General features: G+C 51.3%; 19 protein-coding genes. 17 read left to right on the forward strand and 2 right to left on the reverse strand.

Annotation, left to right across the window (positions count from 1 at the left end):
- Nucleotides 1-96: 96 nt before the first annotated feature.
- From SC318_RS08090 to SC318_RS08155, 14 genes are all read left to right on the forward strand, one after another.
- Complete coding sequence (locus SC318_RS08090; protein WP_320430339.1) at nt 97-237, forward strand: hypothetical protein; 141 nt, start codon at nt 97-99, stop codon at nt 235-237.
- Between the two features lie 147 nt (nt 238-384).
- Nucleotides 385-1,638, forward strand: coding sequence for an oligosaccharide flippase family protein (locus tag SC318_RS08095; RefSeq protein ID WP_320430340.1), 1,254 nt, complete (start codon nt 385-387; stop codon nt 1,636-1,638).
- Nucleotides 1,631-2,794: an EpsG family protein gene (locus SC318_RS08100; RefSeq protein ID WP_320430341.1), complete on the forward strand. Its 1,164-nt coding sequence runs from the start codon at nt 1,631-1,633 to the stop codon at nt 2,792-2,794. The genes SC318_RS08095 and SC318_RS08100 overlap by 8 nt, the downstream gene beginning before the upstream one ends.
- Nucleotides 2,795-2,803: 9 nt before the next feature.
- Nucleotides 2,804-4,006 carry a glycosyltransferase family 4 protein gene (locus SC318_RS08105; RefSeq protein ID WP_320430342.1) on the forward strand — a complete coding sequence of 401 codons (1,203 nt, stop codon included), beginning with the start codon at nt 2,804-2,806 and terminating at the stop codon, nt 4,004-4,006.
- A 12-nt stretch (nt 4,007-4,018) separates the two neighbouring features.
- Nucleotides 4,019-5,056, forward strand: coding sequence for a polysaccharide biosynthesis protein (locus SC318_RS08110; protein WP_320430343.1), 1,038 nt, complete (start codon nt 4,019-4,021; stop codon nt 5,054-5,056).
- Nucleotides 5,057-5,058: 2 nt separating this feature from the next.
- Nucleotides 5,059-6,174 (forward strand): UDP-2-acetamido-2,6-beta-L-arabino-hexul-4-ose reductase, encoded by a 1,116-nt coding sequence (wbjC, locus tag SC318_RS08115; RefSeq protein WP_320430344.1) that lies wholly within the window; start codon nt 5,059-5,061, stop codon nt 6,172-6,174.
- 28 nt (nt 6,175-6,202) lie between these two features.
- Nucleotides 6,203-7,333 (forward strand): non-hydrolyzing UDP-N-acetylglucosamine 2-epimerase, encoded by a 1,131-nt coding sequence (wecB, locus tag SC318_RS08120; protein ID WP_320430345.1) that lies wholly within the window; start codon nt 6,203-6,205, stop codon nt 7,331-7,333.
- Nucleotides 7,334-7,344: 11 nt separating this feature from the next.
- Nucleotides 7,345-8,598 (forward strand): glycosyltransferase family 4 protein, encoded by a 1,254-nt coding sequence (locus tag SC318_RS08125; protein ID WP_320430346.1) that lies wholly within the window; start codon nt 7,345-7,347, stop codon nt 8,596-8,598.
- Nucleotides 8,598-9,560 carry a UDP-glucose 4-epimerase family protein gene (locus SC318_RS08130; protein WP_320430347.1) on the forward strand — a complete coding sequence of 321 codons (963 nt, stop codon included), beginning with the start codon at nt 8,598-8,600 and terminating at the stop codon, nt 9,558-9,560. Before SC318_RS08125 ends, SC318_RS08130 begins: the two co-directional genes overlap by 1 nt.
- Nucleotides 9,557-10,582, forward strand: a complete 1,026-nt coding sequence (locus tag SC318_RS08135) for an MraY family glycosyltransferase (protein WP_320430348.1) — start codon at nt 9,557-9,559, stop codon at nt 10,580-10,582. Before SC318_RS08130 ends, SC318_RS08135 begins: the two co-directional genes overlap by 4 nt.
- 91 nt (nt 10,583-10,673) lie before the next feature.
- Nucleotides 10,674-12,668 carry a polysaccharide biosynthesis protein gene (locus tag SC318_RS08140; protein ID WP_320430349.1) on the forward strand — a complete coding sequence of 665 codons (1,995 nt, stop codon included), beginning with the start codon at nt 10,674-10,676 and terminating at the stop codon, nt 12,666-12,668.
- 112 nt (nt 12,669-12,780) lie between these two features.
- On the forward strand, nt 12,781-13,113 hold the full coding sequence (locus SC318_RS08145) for a ComEA family DNA-binding protein (RefSeq protein ID WP_320430350.1): 333 nt from the start codon (nt 12,781-12,783) through the stop codon (nt 13,111-13,113).
- Nucleotides 13,114-13,242: 129 nt separating this feature from the next.
- Nucleotides 13,243-13,887, forward strand: coding sequence for a GntR family transcriptional regulator (locus tag SC318_RS08150; RefSeq protein ID WP_320430351.1), 645 nt, complete (start codon nt 13,243-13,245; stop codon nt 13,885-13,887).
- Between the two features lie 14 nt (nt 13,888-13,901).
- Nucleotides 13,902-14,750 (forward strand): urea carboxylase-associated family protein, encoded by an 849-nt coding sequence (locus tag SC318_RS08155; RefSeq protein WP_320431201.1) that lies wholly within the window; start codon nt 13,902-13,904, stop codon nt 14,748-14,750.
- A gap of 55 nt (nt 14,751-14,805) precedes the next feature.
- Here the strand turns inward: SC318_RS08155 and SC318_RS08160 are convergent, their stop codons facing one another.
- Complete coding sequence (locus SC318_RS08160; protein ID WP_003172675.1) at nt 14,806-14,973, reverse strand: DUF2897 family protein; 168 nt, start codon at nt 14,971-14,973, stop codon at nt 14,806-14,808.
- Between the two features lie 110 nt (nt 14,974-15,083).
- Complete coding sequence (gene eat, locus SC318_RS08165) at nt 15,084-16,448, reverse strand: ethanolamine permease (protein WP_320430352.1); 1,365 nt, start codon at nt 16,446-16,448, stop codon at nt 15,084-15,086.
- Nucleotides 16,449-16,859: 411 nt separating this feature from the next.
- On the opposite strand from eat, the gene kdpF reads away from it, so the two are divergent.
- From kdpF to kdpB, 3 genes are read left to right on the forward strand one after another with little or no spacing between them, the layout of a single operon-like run.
- Nucleotides 16,860-16,949 carry a K(+)-transporting ATPase subunit F gene (gene kdpF, locus SC318_RS08170; RefSeq protein ID WP_003218754.1) on the forward strand — a complete coding sequence of 30 codons (90 nt, stop codon included), beginning with the start codon at nt 16,860-16,862 and terminating at the stop codon, nt 16,947-16,949.
- A gap of 9 nt (nt 16,950-16,958) precedes the next feature.
- A complete protein-coding gene (gene kdpA / locus SC318_RS08175; RefSeq protein ID WP_320430353.1) occupies nt 16,959-18,653 on the forward strand; it encodes a potassium-transporting ATPase subunit KdpA in 1,695 nt (564 codons plus the stop codon).
- A 7-nt stretch (nt 18,654-18,660) separates the two neighbouring features.
- A complete protein-coding gene (gene kdpB, locus SC318_RS08180; RefSeq protein ID WP_320430354.1) occupies nt 18,661-20,724 on the forward strand; it encodes a potassium-transporting ATPase subunit KdpB in 2,064 nt (687 codons plus the stop codon).
- Nucleotides 20,725-20,777: the final 53 nt, after the last annotated feature.

A 20,777-nucleotide genomic window follows, 5' to 3' on the forward strand; every position in this document is an offset into this window, starting at 1 on the left:
TTGATAACTCGTTGACGTCGATTAGGGAAAATCGGCCCATAAGGTGTATCATAATCCCGGTAAGAAATTTTTTAAAATTGGTGGTAAGGGGCATTTATGGGTAAGCGTCAATTTTTGACGATTTCTATATGGCTAAATTTAGGAGGCGTTGCTCTCGGTATCATTTTGGAGTCTGATGATCGAAAGCTGGGTTTTGTTGCGGAAAAGGTAGATGAAGGCATTTTGGTATCGGCGTAACCCGCTGAAGGTTTGAAGGACTGCGATGTTGTGAAGGGTGAGATTCTTTTTCATTCGGGGGCATATCGGAGCATATGTTGAGAATAATTAGCCACCTTCTGGTGGATAAATGAGTATCTTGGGGTAGTGTGAGTCGCGAAATGTACTATGATTAAGTCCATAATCAATATTGGTTCTCAGGCGCTTGCGAAGCTGATGTTTTCCATCGTCTCACTAAAAGTAATAGCCTATTACGCAGGACCTTCTGGCATGGCAGCACTAGGCCAGTTGCAAGCTTTTTTGCAAATTGCCAGCGCCGGGGCATCCTCGGTAACATCGACAGGGGTAGTCAAGCTAGTATCTGAAGGTAAAGTACGGCAAGAAAAGGTCATTGCTTGTTCGTTCTTTCTTTTGTTGGTGTATAGCGCAATTTTGTTTTTAGTTTTCTCCGCTTTTGTCGACGTAATATCCGACTTTTTCTTTGGGAAGCAGTGGCGTTATGCACTACTTACATTGCCGCTAGCAGCTTTTTTTCTCGGTGTTAACAGTCTTTTTGTTTCTTACTATAATGGGGTCCAGAATTACCGTCTGTACTTTTTATATTCAATATCGTTATCGTTTTTGACTTCGATTACAACGATTGTCATTACTGTGTATTTTCACTTGGAAGGCGCTATTTATTCTGTCGTATTTGCTCCAGTAATTGCGGGAGGGGCATTGCTGTTTTTTTTCAGGGGATGGGGTCGGATAAAAAGCTCAAGTAATCTCGAAGATTTTAAACCCATTGCAAAAACACTCCTGCAATTTTCCTTAATGGCGTTGGTTTCTGCTGTCGTAGTATACGGTGGACAAATTTATCTGAGGTACTTTATTTCGGATAACGTATCTGTGTCAGCTTCAGGCCTTTGGTATTCCGCTACCCGGCTTTCGGATATCTACATCGGAATAGCGAGTGTATTGTTTTCTACTATATTGCTACCGAGGTATTCGAGCATTAATGGAGAAGATTTGACTTTTGAGGTTTGGAAGGTTTTTAAGGTTGCAATTGCCTTTGCATTTTTAATGGTTGTATGTGTAAGGCTTTTATCGGGAATAGTTGTTGGGCTTATATATGGTGCGGATTTTAGCGCAGCAGCGAATGTTCTTGACTTATATGTTATCGGCGATGCGCTAAAAGTTCTCACCTGGGTGTTCTTATACGTTTTTATAGCGAAACAGAAGGTTTTATTCTATCTTGTCTATGAGGTGATTACAGCATTAATGTATGTTGGTTTTTCAATAATGGCTTTTCGATATTTTGAGTTTTCCAATATGGCGCTTGGCTATATTGTTCAGTCTGCTTTTTCCTTAGGGGTGTTGTTGTGTTGGTTTTTAAAATTTTCCGATAAGTTAACGCCGCACGCTGAGACAACTAATGTTTGACTATAATTTAGTATACCTCGCTGTCTGGGGACTTGCCTTTATATCGATTCTGGTTCGGAATTTAAAGGTCGATTACCTCTATGTAATGCAGATCAGTATTTTAACCTTGTTTTTGGCTCTGAAATTTGAGACTGGTTATGATTGGCCGGTTTACGAGGCCCATTTCTTCAATGTTTCAGCAGGAGAATCCTTTAATCTTAATTTTGAAATTGGCTACGAGCTTTTAGTCCATATGTTTTCGGCTATGGGCTTCAAGTTTCACCAATTTATAGCGATTGTGAGTATTTTAGAAGTTATATTAGTTGCTGCAGCTGTACGATTTTTCTTCCCGAACTATCGCCTCTGGGTTATGGCAATAATTTTTGCCATTCCTGATTTTTATTTGATCCCCTATTTTTCACTCGTACGGCAGGGTTTGGCTGCCAGTTTATTTTTTTATGGGGTGCGTTACTATGCGGAGAATAAAAGATTTTTATCATGGCTTATTTTCGGTTTGGCTGTATCTCTACATTACTCGGTTGTTGGAGCGTTAATTTTATTTTCTTTGGCATTCAAAATAAAATTAAGTAAAAATGTATTTTTGACTCTCTTTGCATTGTCGGTTTTCTTTTACCTTTCGTCGATAGACGTTGTCCGCTCTTTCGTCGAACAAATAGTTGTCTACTTGGATCCCAAGTATATGATCTACCTAGATCGAGATGTTTATAATGCTTCGATGCTCTATCGGGGCGTTTATGCTTGCGTTTCGGCGATTATATTTGCATTGATATACATGTCCTGGCGGCGCCAGGATTTCGAATCATCTGATCCAAAGTTGTCGCCGAGTATTCATCGTTTAGCAATGTTCGGTATACTTATCCCTTTGGTTGTGTATGGTTTTCCGACGTTTTCAACGCGGTATCAGTTTTTCTTTTGTATTTTTACCGTAGGTATTAGTTTTACTTCTCTTGCGCGCTTTAATGCTCGTGATCGCTTTGCGGTTCTAATGGTGACTTGTTTCTTGGCTTATATTCCCTTTTATCGTTTCTTGAGTAACCCTCTATCTATTGTTTATATTCCATATCAAAGCCAAATATTTTTTGATAAGAGCAACTCAACTGGTCAGCAGCGAACCGATGACTTATTAAATCAACTTGATGTCCTATGGTCGAAGTGACGGTAGCTTATGAAAAAAAATGTAGTTTTACTCACAACTAAATACGCTGAACACAAGTCAGATGCTTGGCTGACGAATGAGATGGCATATTCGTTCAGAGACGATGGATACAGCATGTGCGCTGTGGTATTTTCTTGGCTTCGAGATGACCCAAAATCATCAGTTAAAGAAATAGATGGTGTAAAAGTTGTCAGGATTAGGTTATTCGATTTTTTTTATACAACAGGTTTTATTGGTACTGCTTTAAAGGTTTTTTTGTTCCCATATTGGGCGCGAATAATTATTAGAAAACATATTAAAGAGTGTGACCTGCTAATTGCCAACACGCCTTGCGTTACCATTGTTGGGTTGTCGAATTTTTTTAAGCGTAACTACCAAGCTAAGTCTTACCTTGTATTGTGGGATTTTTTTCCGTTCTATCTTAAAGATTTGGGTGCTATCAGGAACAAGTTTTTCTTCGGGTTTTTTCAACGCCTAGAAACTAAGATGTATCGTACCTTTGACCGTATTGGTTGTATGACTAAGGGGAATATTAAGTTTCTACTGGAGAACTATCCAGGTGTTGATCGGTCTCGCGTAGAAATACTTCCGCTTTGGGCTAAGGTAAAAATCGTAGAGCCGGTGGATAAAGCCGCTGTCAGAGCGAAGTACAACCTGCCAATGGACAAAGTTATTGCTGTGTATGGCGGTGCAATGTCCATAGTTCAAGAGCTTGAAAATATCTTGGAGTTGGCAAGGTTGAGTTTTGAAGCAAAAGATAACGTCTGCTTTCTATTTATAGGTAAAGGTACTGAGCGTGAGCGTTTGGAGAGTAGTGCCTTAAATCAGGGTCTAACGAATGTGACATTCTTAGACTACGTACCTCGTGACGAATATCAAAACGTCGTCCAGGCTAGTGATATCGGATTGATTTCTCTGTCGAGTAAACTAAGCGTGCCAAGCTTTCCCTCTAAGTCCGTCGACTACTTTAAAGTATCTTTGCCGATCTTGGCGTCACTTGACGCGGTAACCGATTTTGGGAGCATTCTGCAAAACGATATCAAAGCAGGATTTTCCGTCTTGGCAGGTAAAAGCCATGAGCTACATGACAAGCTGAAAAAATTATCTTCAGACCCGTTATTACGAAAAGCAATGGGAGATGCTGGACGGCTATATTATGAAGAGTGCCTGACAGTTGAAAAGGCAAAAGAAAAAATTATTTCTATATTGTAAGGAGACGCATGTATGACTAATGTTTTTAAAAATGCCACTTTGATGATTACTGGTGGTACTGGTTCTTTCGGAAACGCCGTATTAAAGCGATTTCTAGACTCTGATTTGAAAGAAATCCGTGTTTTCAGCCGCGATGAGAAAAAGCAAGATGATATGCGTAAGCGTTATAATAGCGCTAAGCTGAAGTTTTATATTGGCGATGTTCGCGACTTTCAAAGTGTTTTGAATGCTAGTCGCGGTGTTGACTTTATCTATCACGCGGCAGCGCTTAAGCAAGTCCCTTCTTGTGAATTTCATCCTATGGAAGCGGTGAAAACCAATGTCTTAGGAACTGATAACGTATTAGAGGCCGCTATTCAGAATAATATCAAACGCGTTGTTTGTCTTAGCACAGATAAGGCGGTCTATCCTATTAATGCCATGGGTATTTCCAAGGCAATGATGGAAAAAGTTATGGTTGCAAAGTCACGTAATGACAACTCTACAGTTATCTGTGGAACTCGTTACGGTAATGTCATGGCGTCTCGCGGTTCTGTAATTCCTCTTTTTATTGAGCAGATTCGTGCTGGCCAGTCACTATCTATTACAGACCCGAATATGACGCGTTTCATGATGACGTTGTCAGACGCGGTTGACTTGGTTCTGTATGCGTTTGAACATGGGAATAATGGCGATATTTTTGTACAGAAAGCGCCTGCTGCGACGGTTGAGACGCTTGCTCGTGCTTTAACTTCTCTCGTTGGTAAACCCGACCATCCTATCCAAGTAATTGGCACCCGTCATGGTGAGAAGTTGTACGAGGCTCTCCTGAGCCGAGAGGAAATGGCCTGCGCTGAAGATATGGGCGATTACTTCCGTGTGCCGCCTGATTTGCGCGACTTGAATTACAGTAAGTTCGTAGACCAGGGAGAAGAAAAAATTTCTCATACCGAGGACTATAATTCACACAACACGGAACGTCTTGATGTCGAAGGGATGAAGCATTTGTTGCTTAAGTTGGACTTTATGCAAGCGATCCAACGCGGTGAACACGCTGCACCTGAGGAATGATGATGAAAGTATTAATTACGGGCGCTAATGGATTTGTCGGGCAAAACTTGGCTGTTCATTTGTCAGAGCGAAAAGACATTGAAGTTTTTCGCTTTTCTCGTGACGACGATCATCATTGTCTCTTTGAGAAAGTAAAGCAGGTAGATTTTATTTTTCATCTGGCTGGCGTAAATCGTCCAAAAGATGCTGAGGAGTTCAAAGCGGGAAATACTGATCTCACTCGTTTACTTGCAGATGCTGTTATTGCTAGCGGACGTAGAATTCCGATTGTATATACTTCTTCAATACAGGCAGAGCAAGACAACGCCTATGGGTCAAGTAAACGTGCGGCAGAAGATATTCTAAAACAACTAGCCTCTGTTCACGGATCTGCAGTTTATTTGTTTCGACTGCCTAATGTATTTGGTAAATGGGCTCGTCCTAATTACAATTCGGCGGTTGCGACGTTCTGCTTCAATATTGCTAGAGGATTGCCCATACAGATCAATGATTCGTCCGCGCAAGTTACGCTCGTATATATTGATGATGTGGTCAAGAGATTTTTAGCCGTGATGGATGGTCTGGTGACGGCGAGTCTATATGTAGAGGTTAGCCCGCAATATCAAATAACTGTGGGTGATTTGTCTGCAACGCTGAATGCATTTCGTGAGAGCCGTGCTACATTGATCACCGAACAAGTGGGCACTGGTCTCACTCGTGCGCTCTATTCGACCTATCTCAGCTATCTACCGCCAGAGAACTTTACTTATGAGGTGCCTAAATATGGCGATCCTCGCGGCGTATTTGTTGAAATGCTTAAGACACCGAATGCCGGACAGTTTTCATATTTTACTGCACATCCTGGCGTAACGCGAGGTGGTCACTATCATCATAGTAAAACCGAAAAGTTTTTGGTGATACGTGGCGAAGCGAGCTTTAAATTCCGTAATATTATAACGGGTGAGTTTTATGAGCTGCGTACGAATGGCGAGAAGCCGATAATTGTTGAAACGGTTCCTGGTTGGACTCATGACGTTACTAATGTCGGCCAAGATGAAATGATTGTTATGCTCTGGGCGAATGAGATATTTGACCGAGCTCAACCGGATACTTACGCGCTTGCTGTGGGTAATGCATAACAACTGGCTATAATGGTAAGGAGTTATTATGAAGAAGATGAAGGTTTTGACTGTTGTAGGTACTCGGCCTGAGATTATCCGTCTGTCTCGTGTTATGGCGGCTCTGGATGAACACTGTGAACATATTATCGTTCATACTGGCCAAAATTATGATTATGAACTGAACCAAATATTTTTCGACGATTTGGGTATTCGTAAGCCTGACCATTTTCTTAATGCCGCCGGTGCCAATGGAGCGGAAACGATAGGTAATGTGATCATTGCCGTTGACCGAGTGCTTGCAGAGGAATCCCCAGAGGCGCTGTTGGTATTAGGAGATACAAACAGTTGTATGGCTGTTATACCTGCAAAACGCCGCAAAATTCCTACGTTTCACATGGAGGCGGGTAATCGTTGTTTTGATATGCGCGTGCCAGAAGAAATTAACCGTCGCATAGTCGATCATACGGCTGATATCAACCTCACTTATAGCACTATCGCTAGGGACTACCTGTTGCGCGAAGGATTGTCGCCAGATATGGTAATCAAAACGGGGAGTCCGATGTTTGAGGTTTTGTCTCATTATCGTGCTGGTATTGATAGTTCAGACGTACTTGAAAGACTTTCTTTAAAAGCAGGAAATTTTTTTGTTGTAAGTGCCCATCGTGAAGAAAACATTGATTCCGATAAAAATTTCTTAAAATTAGTGCAGGTTCTAAATACTGTCGCGGAACACTATGGATATCCCGTCATTGTTTCAACCCACCCGCGTACTCAGAAGCGCGTAGACGCAATGGGCGTGGTCTTTCACGAAAACGTACAATTACTAAAACCTTTAGGATTTAAAGACTATAATAAGTTACAGCTTTCAGCCAAAGCGGTCCTCTCTGACAGTGGAACAATCAATGAGGAGTCGTCAATTCTGAATTTTCCTGCTCTAAATATCCGTGAAGCTCACGAACGCCCCGAAGGCATGGAGGAGGCAGCGGTAATGATGGTCGGTCTGGAGGTAAACCGGGTTTTGCAAGCGTTGAACTTGCTGGAAAGCCAGGGTGTCGGGCAAGATCGCACGTTGCGTTTGGTTGCTGATTACAGTATGCCAAATGTATCTCAGAAGGTAGCGAGAATTATTCATAGCTACACAGATTATGTAAATCGTATCGTTTGGAAACGCTATTGAGTGATAGATTCATGCCCGCTAGTAAACTAAAAATTCTCGTGGTTACTCAGTATTTTTGGCCTGAGAACATGCGTATTAATGATCTCGTTCGAGATTTTGTTGAAAGGGGGCATGAAGTCACGGTTTTGACTGGTTTGCCCAATTATCCAGAAGGTGCGATATACGAACCTTTTCGTAACTGTCCGAGTGAATTCGAAAATTATTCAGGTGCTCAGGTAGTCAGAGTGCCGTTAATACCACGCGGGACACGTAGTTTTAGTCTGATCTTAAATTATTTCTCTTTTTTTGTTGCTGCGTCTGTGCTTGGCCCATGGAAATTACGCAATAAAAAAATTGACGTTGTGTTTGTGTATGCGGTCTCGCCGATAATGGCAGCGATACCAGCCCTTGTGATTGGCCGTATAAAAAAAGCGCCTGTGTTTATTTGGGTACTTGATCTTTGGCCTGAGACACTTAGAGCTGTAGGGGTCTTAAAAAATACAGCGCTGCTTTCGTTAGTAGGGAAATTGGTTTCTTGGATCTATAATCGTGCTGATTATTTACTGCTTCAATCTCACGGCTTCCTTGAAAGCGTCAAACGTTACTGTACACGTGATATGCCTTCTGAGCGATTGGTATATTTTCCAAGTTGGGCTGAGGATGAGTTTTCTAAAAGTTCCTTCCCAATCACATCATTGTTGCAGCCAGACGGTGCGTTCTTTACTATTTTATTCGCGGGTAACTTAGGTGAGGCCCAAGACTTTCCTGCAATTGCTCAAGCTGTTCAGTCACTGCAGAATAAAATTTCTATTCGGTGGGTGTTTGTGGGCGACGGGCGAATGAGTCAGTGGTTAGCAGATGAAGTGAGGGCTCGCGAACTCGGAAATGTTCTTTTGCTTGGGCGCCACCCCTTAGAGGAAATGCCCGCATTATTCGCATGTGCTGATGCCTTGCTGGTTTCTCTGAAGACGAATGATGTATTCGAGAAAACTATTCCCGGTAAGGTCCAGGCCTATTTGGCTTCTGGTAAGCCGATTTTGGGGATGATTGATGGTGAAGCCGCTCGGGTTATTGACGACTCAGGTGCTGGTTTGTCGTGCGCATCCGGCGATGCTGAAGCACTCGCACGTATTACGCTCGAATTGGCTACCATGACGTCTGAGCGACGCGCGAGCATGGGCAATTCTGGTCGCGAGTATTATTTGAAAAACTATTCGAAGCCCACGTTGCTGACTCGTTTGGAACAGCTGTTTCGCGACGCAACGTTACGCAAAGGACGACGCTAATGCCACAATCTGTTTTTCTAACCGGCGCAACCGGTTTTGTGGGCGGTGCCGTGATGCGCCGCTTGGTAGCCGACGGGTTTATCGTAAAAGCGGCTCTCCGTAACATCGATGATCGAGTTGAGGAGGGAGTGCAGGCCGTTCGTTTCTGTACTTTCGAAACAACTGACTGGAGTGGGTGTTTCGTCGGTGTCGATTCAGTCGTCCATTGTGCAGCTCGTGTACACGTAATGAACGACAAGGAGATCGATCCTTTAGCGGCGTTTCGCAAGGTCAATGTCGAGGGTACCTTGCGCCTCGCCCGGCAAGCAGCTGAAGCAGGTGTTCGACGTTTTGTTTTCATAAGCTCCATCAAAGTCAATGGTGAAGGCACGAAACTTGGTAGACCTTACACAGCAGATGACTGCCCTCAGCCATGTGATCCGTATGGTATTTCTAAAATGGAGGCGGAGCAGGGGTTGAGAGAGTTGGCCAGTCGCACGTCCATGGATGTTGTTATTATTCGTCCGGTATTGGTTTACGGTCCGGGGGTGAAAGCGAATTTTCTGAACATGATGCGTTGGCTGGACAAGGGAGTACCTCTTCCGTTCGGTGCTATACACAACGCCCGGAGTTTGGTCGCATTGGACAACTTGGTTGATCTGATCATTACTTCGCTGGTACATCCTGGCGCTGCTAACCAGATATTTTTGGTCAGCGATGGTGAGGATCTCTCTACAACTCAACTTTTGCGTCGTATGGCTATTGCACTAAGCAAGTCGGCGCGGCTTCTACCAGTCCCCAGTTGGACGCTTATCGCTGCTGCCAATATAATGGGTAAACGCTCATTATCCCAGCGGTTGTGTGGGTCGCTGGCGGTAGACATCGGCAAAACCCGCTCTTTACTGCAATGGGCTCCTCCAGTAAGCGTTGACCGTGCATTAGAAGCGGCTGCGAAACACTATATGGAATATGAAAAAAAATGACTTATTGGTGGCTGATCGTCATAGTTGTTTTTATCATCTCCTTTTTAATGACTGCGGGATTACGGCGTTATGCATTGGCACGCAGCATCATCGATATTCCAAATGCGCGTAGCTCTCATTCAGTGCCCACCCCTCGGGGAGGGGGCGTTTCCATCGTTTTGTCTTTCTTATTGACGTTGCCGTTTTTGAGTTGGCTGCATATTGGTTCATCTAACGGGTCGATTGCTGTGGGGGGGGCCGGAGCGCTGATTGCTATAATAGGTTTTGCGGACGATCATGGTCATATCGCTGCGCGCTGGCGTTTGCTAGGCCATTTCGTCGCGGCAATCTGGGCATTGTTCTGGTTGGGGGGGATGCCATCTGTCGTAGTATTTGGAATGACAGTCAATCTAGGTTTGGTAGGCGACGTTTTGGCTGCGTTTTATCTCGTATGGTTGCTTAACCTTTATAATTTCATGGACGGTATTGACGGAATTGCCAGCGTGGAGGCTATTTGTGTGAGCCTATGCGCATGTTTGATCTATTGGATAAGTGGCTTCGAGAGCCTCATCTGGCCACCTCTCCTGCTCGCGATGGCAGTAGCGGGGTTCCTTTTCTGGAATTTTCCTCCGGCCCGCATCTTCATGGGAGACGCAGGCAGCGGCTTTCTGGGGATGGTCCTGGGAGTCATCTCTATCCAAGCTGCTTGGGCATCTGCCCAGTTGCTATGGGTCTGGCTTATCCTTCTTGGGGTATTCATTGTGGATGCGACATATACTCTTGTTCGCAGGCTATTACGCGGTGATAAGGTTTACGAAGCGCATCGTAGTCATGCCTATCAATTTGCGTCCCGAAAGTTTGGAAAGCATTTACCAGTGACCTTAGCGGTAGCAGTGCTCAATCTATTTTGGTTGCTTCCGATGGCGTTATGCGTGACGTTGCTTGGGCTGGATGGAATCACGGGTCTAATTATTGCCTACGTGCCGTTGATACTTTTGGCGGGTAAATATCACGCAGGCGCGTTGGAAGCGTCAACGAGCTGAATGTCGATAGAGACGACGCTAGCAACTATCCATTGCGGTGTGTCGAAACGCCAAAAAAATTTGGGAGCAGTCTGAGGTGGGCGAAGGGGTTATGGACAGATTACGTGCGTTCTTGGTGGGTCTACCTCGCCGGAAGAAGAGACTGATTCAGGTAGGAACAGACGTGTTCGTAGTCTGGGCTGCCCTATGGCTCGCATTTATCGTGCGCCTTGGCGTAGATGACGTGGCCAATCCTTTCTTGGACCATTCATGGTTGTTTCTTGCCGCGCCGGTCGTTGCTATTCCTCTTTTTATCCGTTTTGGCATGTACCGTGCTGTTATGCGATATTTCGGTAACGATGCGCTTATTGCGATTATCAAAGCTGTCAGTCTTTCGTCTTTGATACTAGGCGTTGTTGTGTACTGGTACAGCAACCATCAAAATGTCGTCCCGCGCTCTATCATCTTCAACTATTGGTGGCTCAGCCTAATTATGGTCGGTGGTCTACGCCTGGCTATGCGTCAATATTTCCTGGGCGATTGGTTCGCAGCATCGCAGCACGTACCGTTCACAAGTCGCGATGACGGTTTGCCCCGGGTGGCTATCTACGGTGCAGGTGCTGCCGGCAACCAACTAGTCGCGGCATTGCGTATGGGCAGAGTGATGCGTCCAGTGGCTTTCATCGATGATGACGTGAGTATCACTGACCGTGTTATTTCAGGCCTCCAAGTTTACAAACCCAAACATATCCAGCGCATGATCGACGCCACCGGTGCCCAAGAGATCCTTCTGGCCATACCGTCCTCGAACCGCGGCCGTCGGCGCGAAATCCTAGGGTTTCTGGAAGGCTTCCCACTCCACGTACGAAGCGTCCCAGGTTTCATGGATTTGGCCAGTGGTCGCGTCAAGGTAGATGATATTCAGGAAGTCGACATCGCCGATTTGCTGGGCCGTGATGCCGTGCCTGCCCAGGACGAGCTTTTGGAGCACTGCATCAAGGGCCAGACTGTCCTAGTGACCGGTGCGGGCGGTTCCATCGGTTCTGAGCTTTGTCGGCAGATTTTATCGCTGCGTCCAACTACCTTGCTGTTGTTTGAACACAGCGAATTCAATCTCTACAGCATACTTTCGGAACTCGAACAACGCGTCATTCGTGAGTCATTGCCGGTCAAGCTATTGCCTATCCTTGGATCCGTGCGTAACCAGTCCAAACTGCTGGATGTCATGAAAACCTGGCGCGTAGACACGGTTTATCATGCCGCAGCGTACAAGCATGTACCGATGGTCGAGCACAACATTGCAGAAGGTGTGCTGAACAACGTTATCGGGACGTTGAATACTGCCCAGGCCGCGCTTCAAGTTGGTGTTTCCAACTTTGTTCTGATCTCTACGGACAAAGCAGTACGCCCTACCAATGTCATGGGCAGTACCAAGCGCTTGGCCGAACTGACGCTGCAGGCCCTCAGTCATGAGTTGGCGCCGGTGTTGTTCGGAGACAAATCGAACATCTCGCACGTCAATAAAACTCGATTCACGATGGTTCGTTTCGGGAATGTCTTGGGTTCTTCGGGTTCAGTCATTCCGCTTTTCCATAAACAAATCAAGTCTGGCGGCCCGCTGACGGTTACCCATCCAAAGATCACTCGCTACTTTATGACGATCCCTGAAGCGGCCCAGTTGGTGATTCAGGCAGGCTCCATGGGATTGGGGGGGGATGTGTTTGTGCTGGACATGGGCGAGCCGGTGAAGATCGTTGAATTGGCCGAAAAAATGATTCATCTTTCCGGCCTCAGTGTGCGTTCTGAGAAGAATCCACACGGTGATATCGCTATAGAGTTCTCTGGCTTACGTCCCGGTGAAAAGCTTTACGAAGAGTTACTGATTGGTGACAACGTTGTTGCTACGCAGCACCCAATGATTATGAGTGCCAACGAAGATCATCTGTCATGGGAAGTACTCAAAGGCAAGCTCACTGAGTTGCTCGCTGCAGTTGATGAGGATGACTACACCCGCGTCCGCCAGCTTCTGCGTGACACCGTCAGCGGTTATGCGCCCGACGGCGAAATCGTCGATTGGATTTACCAGCAACGTCGTCTGGAGCCGTGAGTTAACACCCTGTTACTCACCCATTTTTGACACCCTCCAACCATCGCCTAAATTAGAAAAGCAGCTTCGGAAAAGCTGCTTTTTTTCTTATCGATGTCATGGAGCGTCACCAATGCAAAACACCTACATTTCCTCCCTCATCTTCGCCTTCCTCACCACTCTCTCTGTCGCGACAACCGCAGCCCCATCTGCCAAACCTGAGGCCCCAACCCCCATCTCCACGCAGATGACCAAAACCGAAAAAACTGCCAAGGTCAATCTCAACGCCGCTGACGCCGAAACCCTGCGACGCGATCTGTTCGGTATTGGTGCTTCCAAGGCAAAGGCGATCGTCGCTTTTCGCGAAAGCAATGGTCCCTTCACGGCGGTGGATGAGCTGCTGGAGGTAAAGGGCATTGGCAAGGCTTTGCTGGAGAAGAATCGTGAGAGGCTGGTGATCAACTAAACGGACGTAGCGCAGAAGGCCGATCGTTGATCGGCCTTTTTTATCGCATTGATCTCTACGACCTGACTCACCTGGCATGAAAAGTGGTTACCTCAAGAATAGTGATTGTTCAACAATCTTGAGGTGTGAATGAAGTTCAATGTGTCACTGGCCGACCAGATCGCCCTGGAACTACGCGCCGATATCATCGGCGGGCTGCTGTTACCGGGTATGCCGTTGATTGAGGCCGACCTGGTCAGCGCCTACAACGCATCACGCAATACGATTCGCGAAGCCCTGCATCGGTTAGGGCAGGAAGGGCTGACTCGGTATGTGCGTAACAAGGGCGTAATGGTGCGCCGCCTGGAACGTGACGAAGTGCGCGATCTATTTGTGGTCCGCCGCACCTTGGAGCTGCAAGCCATTGCCCAAAGTGGCGCTCTGACTTACGACCAATCCGAGCGGATGCAAAACGCAATCGACGCCACCACTCTGGCGCGGGAACGTGAGGACTGGCGTGCCGTGGCCACTCACAGTCTGGCGTTTCACCAACAAGTTGTCGGGCTGATGCACAGTCCCCTGTTCGATGAATTTTTCGCTCAGGTGATCGCCCAATTGCGTCTTGTGTTCTGCGCAGCGCCTGACGAGCAATGTTTCCAATCGCCCTGGTTGGAGCGCGATCGTGAGATTTACGCACTCTTGGTTAACGACGACAAACCAGCCGCCTGCGAGGCGATGAGCCTGTATCTGGACGATTCGGAACACCTTTCCCTCGCCTTGTTTGATCACCATTGATGGAGGATTGCCTCATTTACAAAGACTATCCAGCCGCTTACCAGGTCAGCAAAGGTTCGGCGTTGCAGGTAAATACAGCGTTCTATGAACGCATCCGTGACAGCAAGAACCAGCGCACCCTGATCGAGCAGTTCGAGGTGCCAATCCGCACGGGCAGGGCGTGGAAAGTGCCGGCCGGGCATGTGTTTCGTGTGACGACGCCGGTGGGGCCGCAGGTAGGTGATTTTAACGTGTGGAACGCCAATGATCCACGCGAGCGCTTATGGGCGGCGCGTACTCGGCAGCTTCAAGGCGCCCATGTCAGCACCCATGACCGTTTGTGGTCGAACCTGCCGTTTTTACGGCCGCTGGTCACGATTACCGACGACAGCCTGGCAAGCTACGGCATCGATGAGCACGGCGGAAGGCTGCACGATTTGCTCGGTACGCGTTGCGACCCCTACGTGAACCGTATGCTGACCGGGGAGGACTTTCATCATCACTGCCACTCGAACCTGACACGCGCGGTATTGCCCCACGGCCTGACGGAGTTCGATGTGCATGACGTGCTGAATATTTTCCAGTGCACCGGCCTCAATCACGACGACATGTATTTCATGAAAGCCTGTCCGGCGCAGAAGGGGGATTACCTGGAGTTCTTTGCCGAGATTGATTTGCTGTGTGCGCTGTCGACGTGCCCAGGTGGGGATTTGTCACTGCCGATGTGGGGGCCGGATGCGCAGGATCCACTGACGGTGTGTCGTCCGTTGGGGGTTGAGATCTACAGGCTGGAGGATGAATTGCTGAGTGGCTGGAGCCAGCCGGAGCGAGCGGCCTACAAGGGGCAACATGGGTTGCATATTGCCAAGGCGCAATGGGAGTAGGGCTGCTTCGCAGCCCAGCGGGAGCAAGCTCCCTCGCCACAGGGTTGTAAGCGATTTAGCGGTCTTGCGCATCCTTGGCGTCCGCTTGCGCATTGCGCTCGGCCACGCGTTTGCGTTGTTCGTCGGTGAGTTCGACTTTGTTGGCGCTGTCGCGCAGCATCATCAGTCCACCGACGATCGACCCGATCGCGACTACCATAATCAACCATGCATACCACGGCATAAGGCTCTCCTTGAGGCAGCTGCCCGTGGGGAAATTTCCCACGGGAATGACTGCTTTGAGTGACGGGCGCTCTGAGTAGTTCAGTGTACGCCCGTTCTGCCTCGCAGGCCTTATAGTCCCGTCAACATTGCGTCCGCCGGGGCGTCGGCGCGGTCTTGTGCAGTCAGTTGGAAGTAGATGAAGCCCACCACCATAAAGCCCAGGAAGATCAGCCCGATCAAGGCATTGAACCAGGCCATCGCTACCAGGCACACCACCGCCAGTACCAGCGCGATACCGGGCACGATGGGGTAGCCCGGTGCGCGGAAGGTGCGTTCCAGCAGCGGTTCGGTTTTGCGCAGTTTGAACAGGCTGAGCATGCTCATGATGTACATGACGATGGCACCGAACACGGCCATGGTGATCATGGCGGCGGTCAGGGTCATGCCGCCCAGGTTGATCAGGCCGTCGCTGTAGATCGCGGCGATACCGACTACGCCGCCAGCAATGATGGCGCGGTGGGGTGTCTGGAATCGTGACAGTTTGGCCAGGAAGGAGGGCAGGTAACCGGCGCGGGCCAGGGCGAAGAATTGGCGCGAGTAGCCGAGGATGATGCCGTGAAAGCTCGCCACCAGGCCGAACAGGCCGATCCATACCAGCATGTGCAGCCAGCCGGAGTGTGTACCCACTACGGTTTTCATGGCTTGGGGCAGCGGGTCGTTGATGTTCGACAGGGTGCGCCAGTCGCCTACGCCGCCGGCGAAGAACATCACGCCCATGGCCAGGATCACCAGGGTCAGGATGCCGCTGATGTAGGCTTTTGGAATCGTACGCTTGGGATCTTTCGCTTCTTCGGCTGCCATGGCTGCGCCTTCGATGGCGAGGAAGAACCAGATGGCGAAGGGGATCGCCGCGAACATGCCGGCAATCGCCGGGGCACCGAAGGTGTCGGAGCCGGCCCAGCCGTTCAGGGCGAAGTTGCTGAAGCTGAACGCCGGGGCAACGACGCCCATGAACACCAGCAGCTCGGCGACGGCGAGTACGCAGACCACCAGCTCGAAGGTGGCGGCGAGTTTCACGCCGAGTATGTTCAGGCCCATGAACACGATGTAGGCGCCGACGGCGGCGTGTTTCGGATCCAGTGCCGGAAACTGCACGTTGAGGTAGGCGCCGATAGCCAGAGCAATGGCCGGTGGGGCGAAGACGAATTCGATCAGAGTCGCCAGGCCGGCAATCAGGCCGCCTTTTTCACCAAAGGCGCGGCGGCTGTAGGCAAAGGGGCCGCCCGCATGGGGAATCGCGGTGGTCAGTTCGGTGAAGCTGAATATGAAGCAGGTGTACATCGCGGCGACCATCAATGAGGTCACCAGAAAGCCCAGCGTGCCGGCCACGCCCCAGCCATAGCTCCAGCCGAAGTACTCGCCGGAAATCACCAGGCCGACAGCGATGCCCCATAGATGCAGGGTGCCCAAAGTGGGTTTGAGTTGTGTGTTCATTGTGAAGCGCTCCCTGAACGGTTTGGAATGATTCAGGGTGTTGCAGTGGACATGCCAGCCTGAGAATCATTGTCGTAAAGCTGCACGACTGTCGTTTGGGAGATGGTTTGGCGTTTGAATGTTGGCGGCGGTGCACCAGTTGAGTGCGAGGGGGGCTTGGCTGGCGACATCGGGGGCGAGCCCCCTCCCACAGGTTGAACGGTGCTCGGCGTGACACCTCGGTCAAGCGCGGGGAGGGGCATGCTCTTAATAGCCCGTGCCCGGCGCCGAAATCCCAGGTGTAAACCCCGCATAAAGCCACTCTTTACGCCATCTTTACGCCCCGCGCACCGCCTCGCTCTCGTTCCTTTACACCCCTCCTGCGGACAATTGCTCCACACGCGGCACTCGCCGTTAAACGGAGAAACTTCCATGAGCGTTCTGGACGGGGTGTCACTGCTATTGGCCGTGGCGCTGTTCATTTATCTGCTGGTTGCGCTGTTACGCGCGGATCGGAACTAGGAGCAGGCTATGCACAGTTATGACTATTGGCTGATCATCGCCTTCTTCGCCGTGGTACTGGTGCCGGCACCGTTTCTGGGGCGGTTCTACTACAAGGTGATGGAAGGCCAGCGCACTTGGCTGACGCCGGTGTTGGGGCCTGTCGAGAAAGCCTGTTATCGCCTCTCGGGTGTGGACGATCAGCAGGAGCAAAGCTGGCAGAAATACATGCTGGCCTTGCTCGCGTTCAACCTCGCGGGCTTCCTGCTGTTGTTCGCAATCCTGTTGTTTCAAAACTATCTGCCACTCAACCCGCAGAAATTGCCGGGCCAGGAGTGGACGCTGGCCTTCAACACGGCGGTCAGTTTCATGACCAACACCAACTGGCAGAACTACAGCGGCGAAGCCTCCCTGAGCTACCTCAGTCAAATGGTCGGCCTCACCGTGCAGAACTTCGTCAGCGCCGCCACTGGCCTGGCGGTCCTGGTCGCGCTTTGCCGTGGGATCGGTCGCAAATCCACCCAGACGTTGGGTAACTTCTGGGTCGACATGACCCGCGCCACCCTCTACGGCTTGCTGCCGTTATGCCTGGTGCTGGCGCTGTTTCTGGTATGGCAGGGCGTGCCGCAGACCTTCGCCCATTACGTTGACGCCGTGACCATGCAGGGCGTGGATCAAGTCATCCCACTGGGCCCGGCGGCCAGCCAGATTGCGATCAAGCAACTGGGCACCAATGGCGGCGGCTTCTTTGGGGTGAACTCGGCGCATCCATTCGAAGACCCGACCGCATGGGCCAACCTGTTTGAGCTGGCGTCGATCATCCTGATCCCGGTGGCCCTGGTGTTTACCTTCGGTCACTACGTCAAAGACCTGCGCCAGAGCCGGGCGATCCTCGCCTGCATGCTGGCCTTGTTCCTGATTGGCGGTGCGACCTCGCTATGGGCCGAGTACCAGCCCAACCCAACCCTGAACAACCCGGCCGTTGAACAAACCGCGCCACTGGAAGGCAAGGAAGCACGTTTCGGCACCACCGGCACGGTGCTCTGGTCGGTCACCACCACCGCCGCGTCCAACGGTTCGGTCAATGGCATGCAGGACAGCCTCAACCCCCTGAGCGGGATGGTGGCGCTGGTCAACATGATGGTCGGCGAAGTGATCTTCGGCGGCGTCGGCGCCGGTATGTACGGCATGCTGCTCAACGTGTTGATTGCGGTGTTCCTCGCCGGCCTGATGATAGGCCGCACCCCGGAATACCTGGGCAAGAAGCTCCAGGCCAAGGAAGTGCAATTGCTGGTGGTGACCCTGCTGGTGATGCCGGTGGGTGTGCTCGTGCTGGGCGCCATCGCCGCCAGCCTGCCAGGCCCGGCCGGTGCCATCAGCAACCCTGGCCCTCACGGCTTCAGCCAGTTGCTCTACGCCTACACCTCGGCCAGTGCCAACAACGGTTCGGCATTCGGCGGTTTCAGCGGCAATACCGCGTTCCACAACCTGATGCTCGGCCTGGGCATGTTGATCGGCCGTTTCGGCTACATCCTTCCCGTACTGGCCCTGGCCGGTAGCCTGGCGATGAAGAAGACCGCGCCGATTGGCCAGAACAGTTTCCCGACCCACGGCCCGTTATTCGTGACCCTGTTGACCGTGACTATTTTGTTGGTCGGCGGCCTGACTTTCCTGCCGACGCTGGCGCTGGGTCCTATTGCTGAACACCTAAGCATGGGCTTCTAAAGGGGATATGAACATGAATATGCCTGTAAAAAATGCGGCCCCGGTCAAACCCCAGGAACCCGCTAAAACCGCGATGTCCGCCCTGTGGCGCCCGGCGCTGATCCAGGCGTTCGTCAAGCTGGACCCACGCCAGCTGCAGCGCTCTCCGGTCATGTTGGTGGTCGAGCTGACCGCCATCCTCACCACCGTGCTGTGCTTTGTGCCGGACACCGCCGTGCCAACCTTCGTGGCCGTGCAAATCGCTGTGTGGCTGTGGTTCACCGTGCTGTTCGCCAACTTCGCCGAAGCCTTGGCCGAAGGCCGTGGCAAGGCCCGCGCCGACAGCCTCAAGGCTGGCAGTGAAGGCCTGAGCGCACGCCGCAAGGAGGCCGACGGCAGCTTCAAGGTGGTTCCGGCCGCAAGCCTGCGCAAAGGTGATGTGGTGCGCGTCGCCGCTGGTGAAATGATTCCGGGCGACGGCGAGGTGGTCGAAGGTATCGCCGCCGTCAACGAAGCCGCGATCACTGGCGAATCCGCTCCGGTGATTCGCGAATCCGGCGGCGACCGTTCGGCCGTCACCGGCAACACCCGCCTGGTGTCGGACTGGCTGCTGATCCGCATCACCGCCAACCCGGGTGAGTCCACGCTGGACCGCATGATCGCCCTGGTGGAAGGCGCCAAACGCCAGAAAACCCCCAACGAAGTCGCGCTGGATATCCTGCTGATCGGCCTCACGCTGATCTTCCTGTTGGTGGTGATCACCCTGCAGCCGTTCGCCCACTTCGCCAATGGCAGCCTGCCTCTGGTGTTCCTGGTCGCACTGCTGGTGACGCTGATTCCTACAACCATCGGCGGCTTGCTGTCGGCCATCGGCATCGCCGGCATGGACCGTCTGGTGCGTCTCAACGTGATTGCCAAGTCCGGTCGCGCGGTGGAAGCGGCGGGGGACGTGCATGTGCTGCTGTTGGACAAGACCGGCACCATCACCTTCGGCAATCGTCGTTGCACGGCAGTGGTGGCGGCGCCGGGCGTCAGTGGCCGGGAAGTGGCCGAAGGTGCGCTGTTCGCCTCCCTGGCCGATGACACGGCGGAAGGCAAGTCCATCGTCGAATACCTGCGCGCCCTGCACCCCCAGGCAGAGCCGACGCTGGACGAACTGACCGCAGTCCCTTTCAGTGCCGAAACCCGGCTGTCTGGCGTGGACTATCAGGGCCGCGTTTTCCGCAAGGGCGCGGTGGATTCGCTGCTGGCGTTTATCGGCCAGCAACGTGGCGACCTGCAGCCGGCGTTGTCGCGGGAAATCGACAAGATCGCCCAAAGTGGCGGCACACCTCTGTTGGTGTGCGCCGATGGCAAGTTGCTTGGTGCGATCCACCTCAAAGACGTGGTCAAGCCTGGTATCCGCGAGCGTTTTGCCGAGCTGCGCAAGTTGGGCATTCGTACCGTGATGGTCACCGGCGACAACCCGTTGACCGCCGCCGCGATTGCCGCTGAAGCGGGCGTGGATGACGTACTGGCTGAAGCCACCCCGGAGAAGAAACTCGCGCGTATCCGCCATGAGCAGAACGACGGCCGCCTGGTCGCCATGTGCGGCGACGGCGCCAACGACGCGCCGGCGCTGGCCCAGGCTGACGTCGGTATGGCGATGAACGATGGCACCCAGGCTGCCCGCGAAGCCGCCAACATGGTCGACCTCGACAGCGATCCGACCAAGCTGCTGGACGTGGTCCAGATCGGCAAGGAATTGCTGGTGACCCGTGGCGCGCTGACCACCTTTTCCATCGCCAACGACGTGGCCAAATACTTCGCGATCCTGCCAGCACTGTTCGCCGCGATTTACCCGCAATTGGGCGTGCTCAACGTCATGCATTTGCAGAGCCCGCAGAGCGCGATCCTGTCGGCCATCGTGTTCAACGCGCTGATCATCGTGGTGCTGATTCCCCTGGCTCTGCGCGGCGTGCGGGTGCAGGCGGCGAGTGCGGCGGCGTTGTTGCGACGCAATCTGCTGATCTACGGCCTGGGCGGGCTGCTGGTGCCGTTTGTTGGCATCAAGGCGATCGACATGCTGCTGACGGCGCTGCACCTGGTTTGACCCTGCGGTCCATGGTGAGCGCACTTTGATCGTTCCCACGCTCCGCGCTGATC

The organism is Pseudomonas sp. MUP55, from assembly GCF_034043515.1.
Lineage (GTDB): Bacteria > Pseudomonadota > Gammaproteobacteria > Pseudomonadales > Pseudomonadaceae > Aquipseudomonas.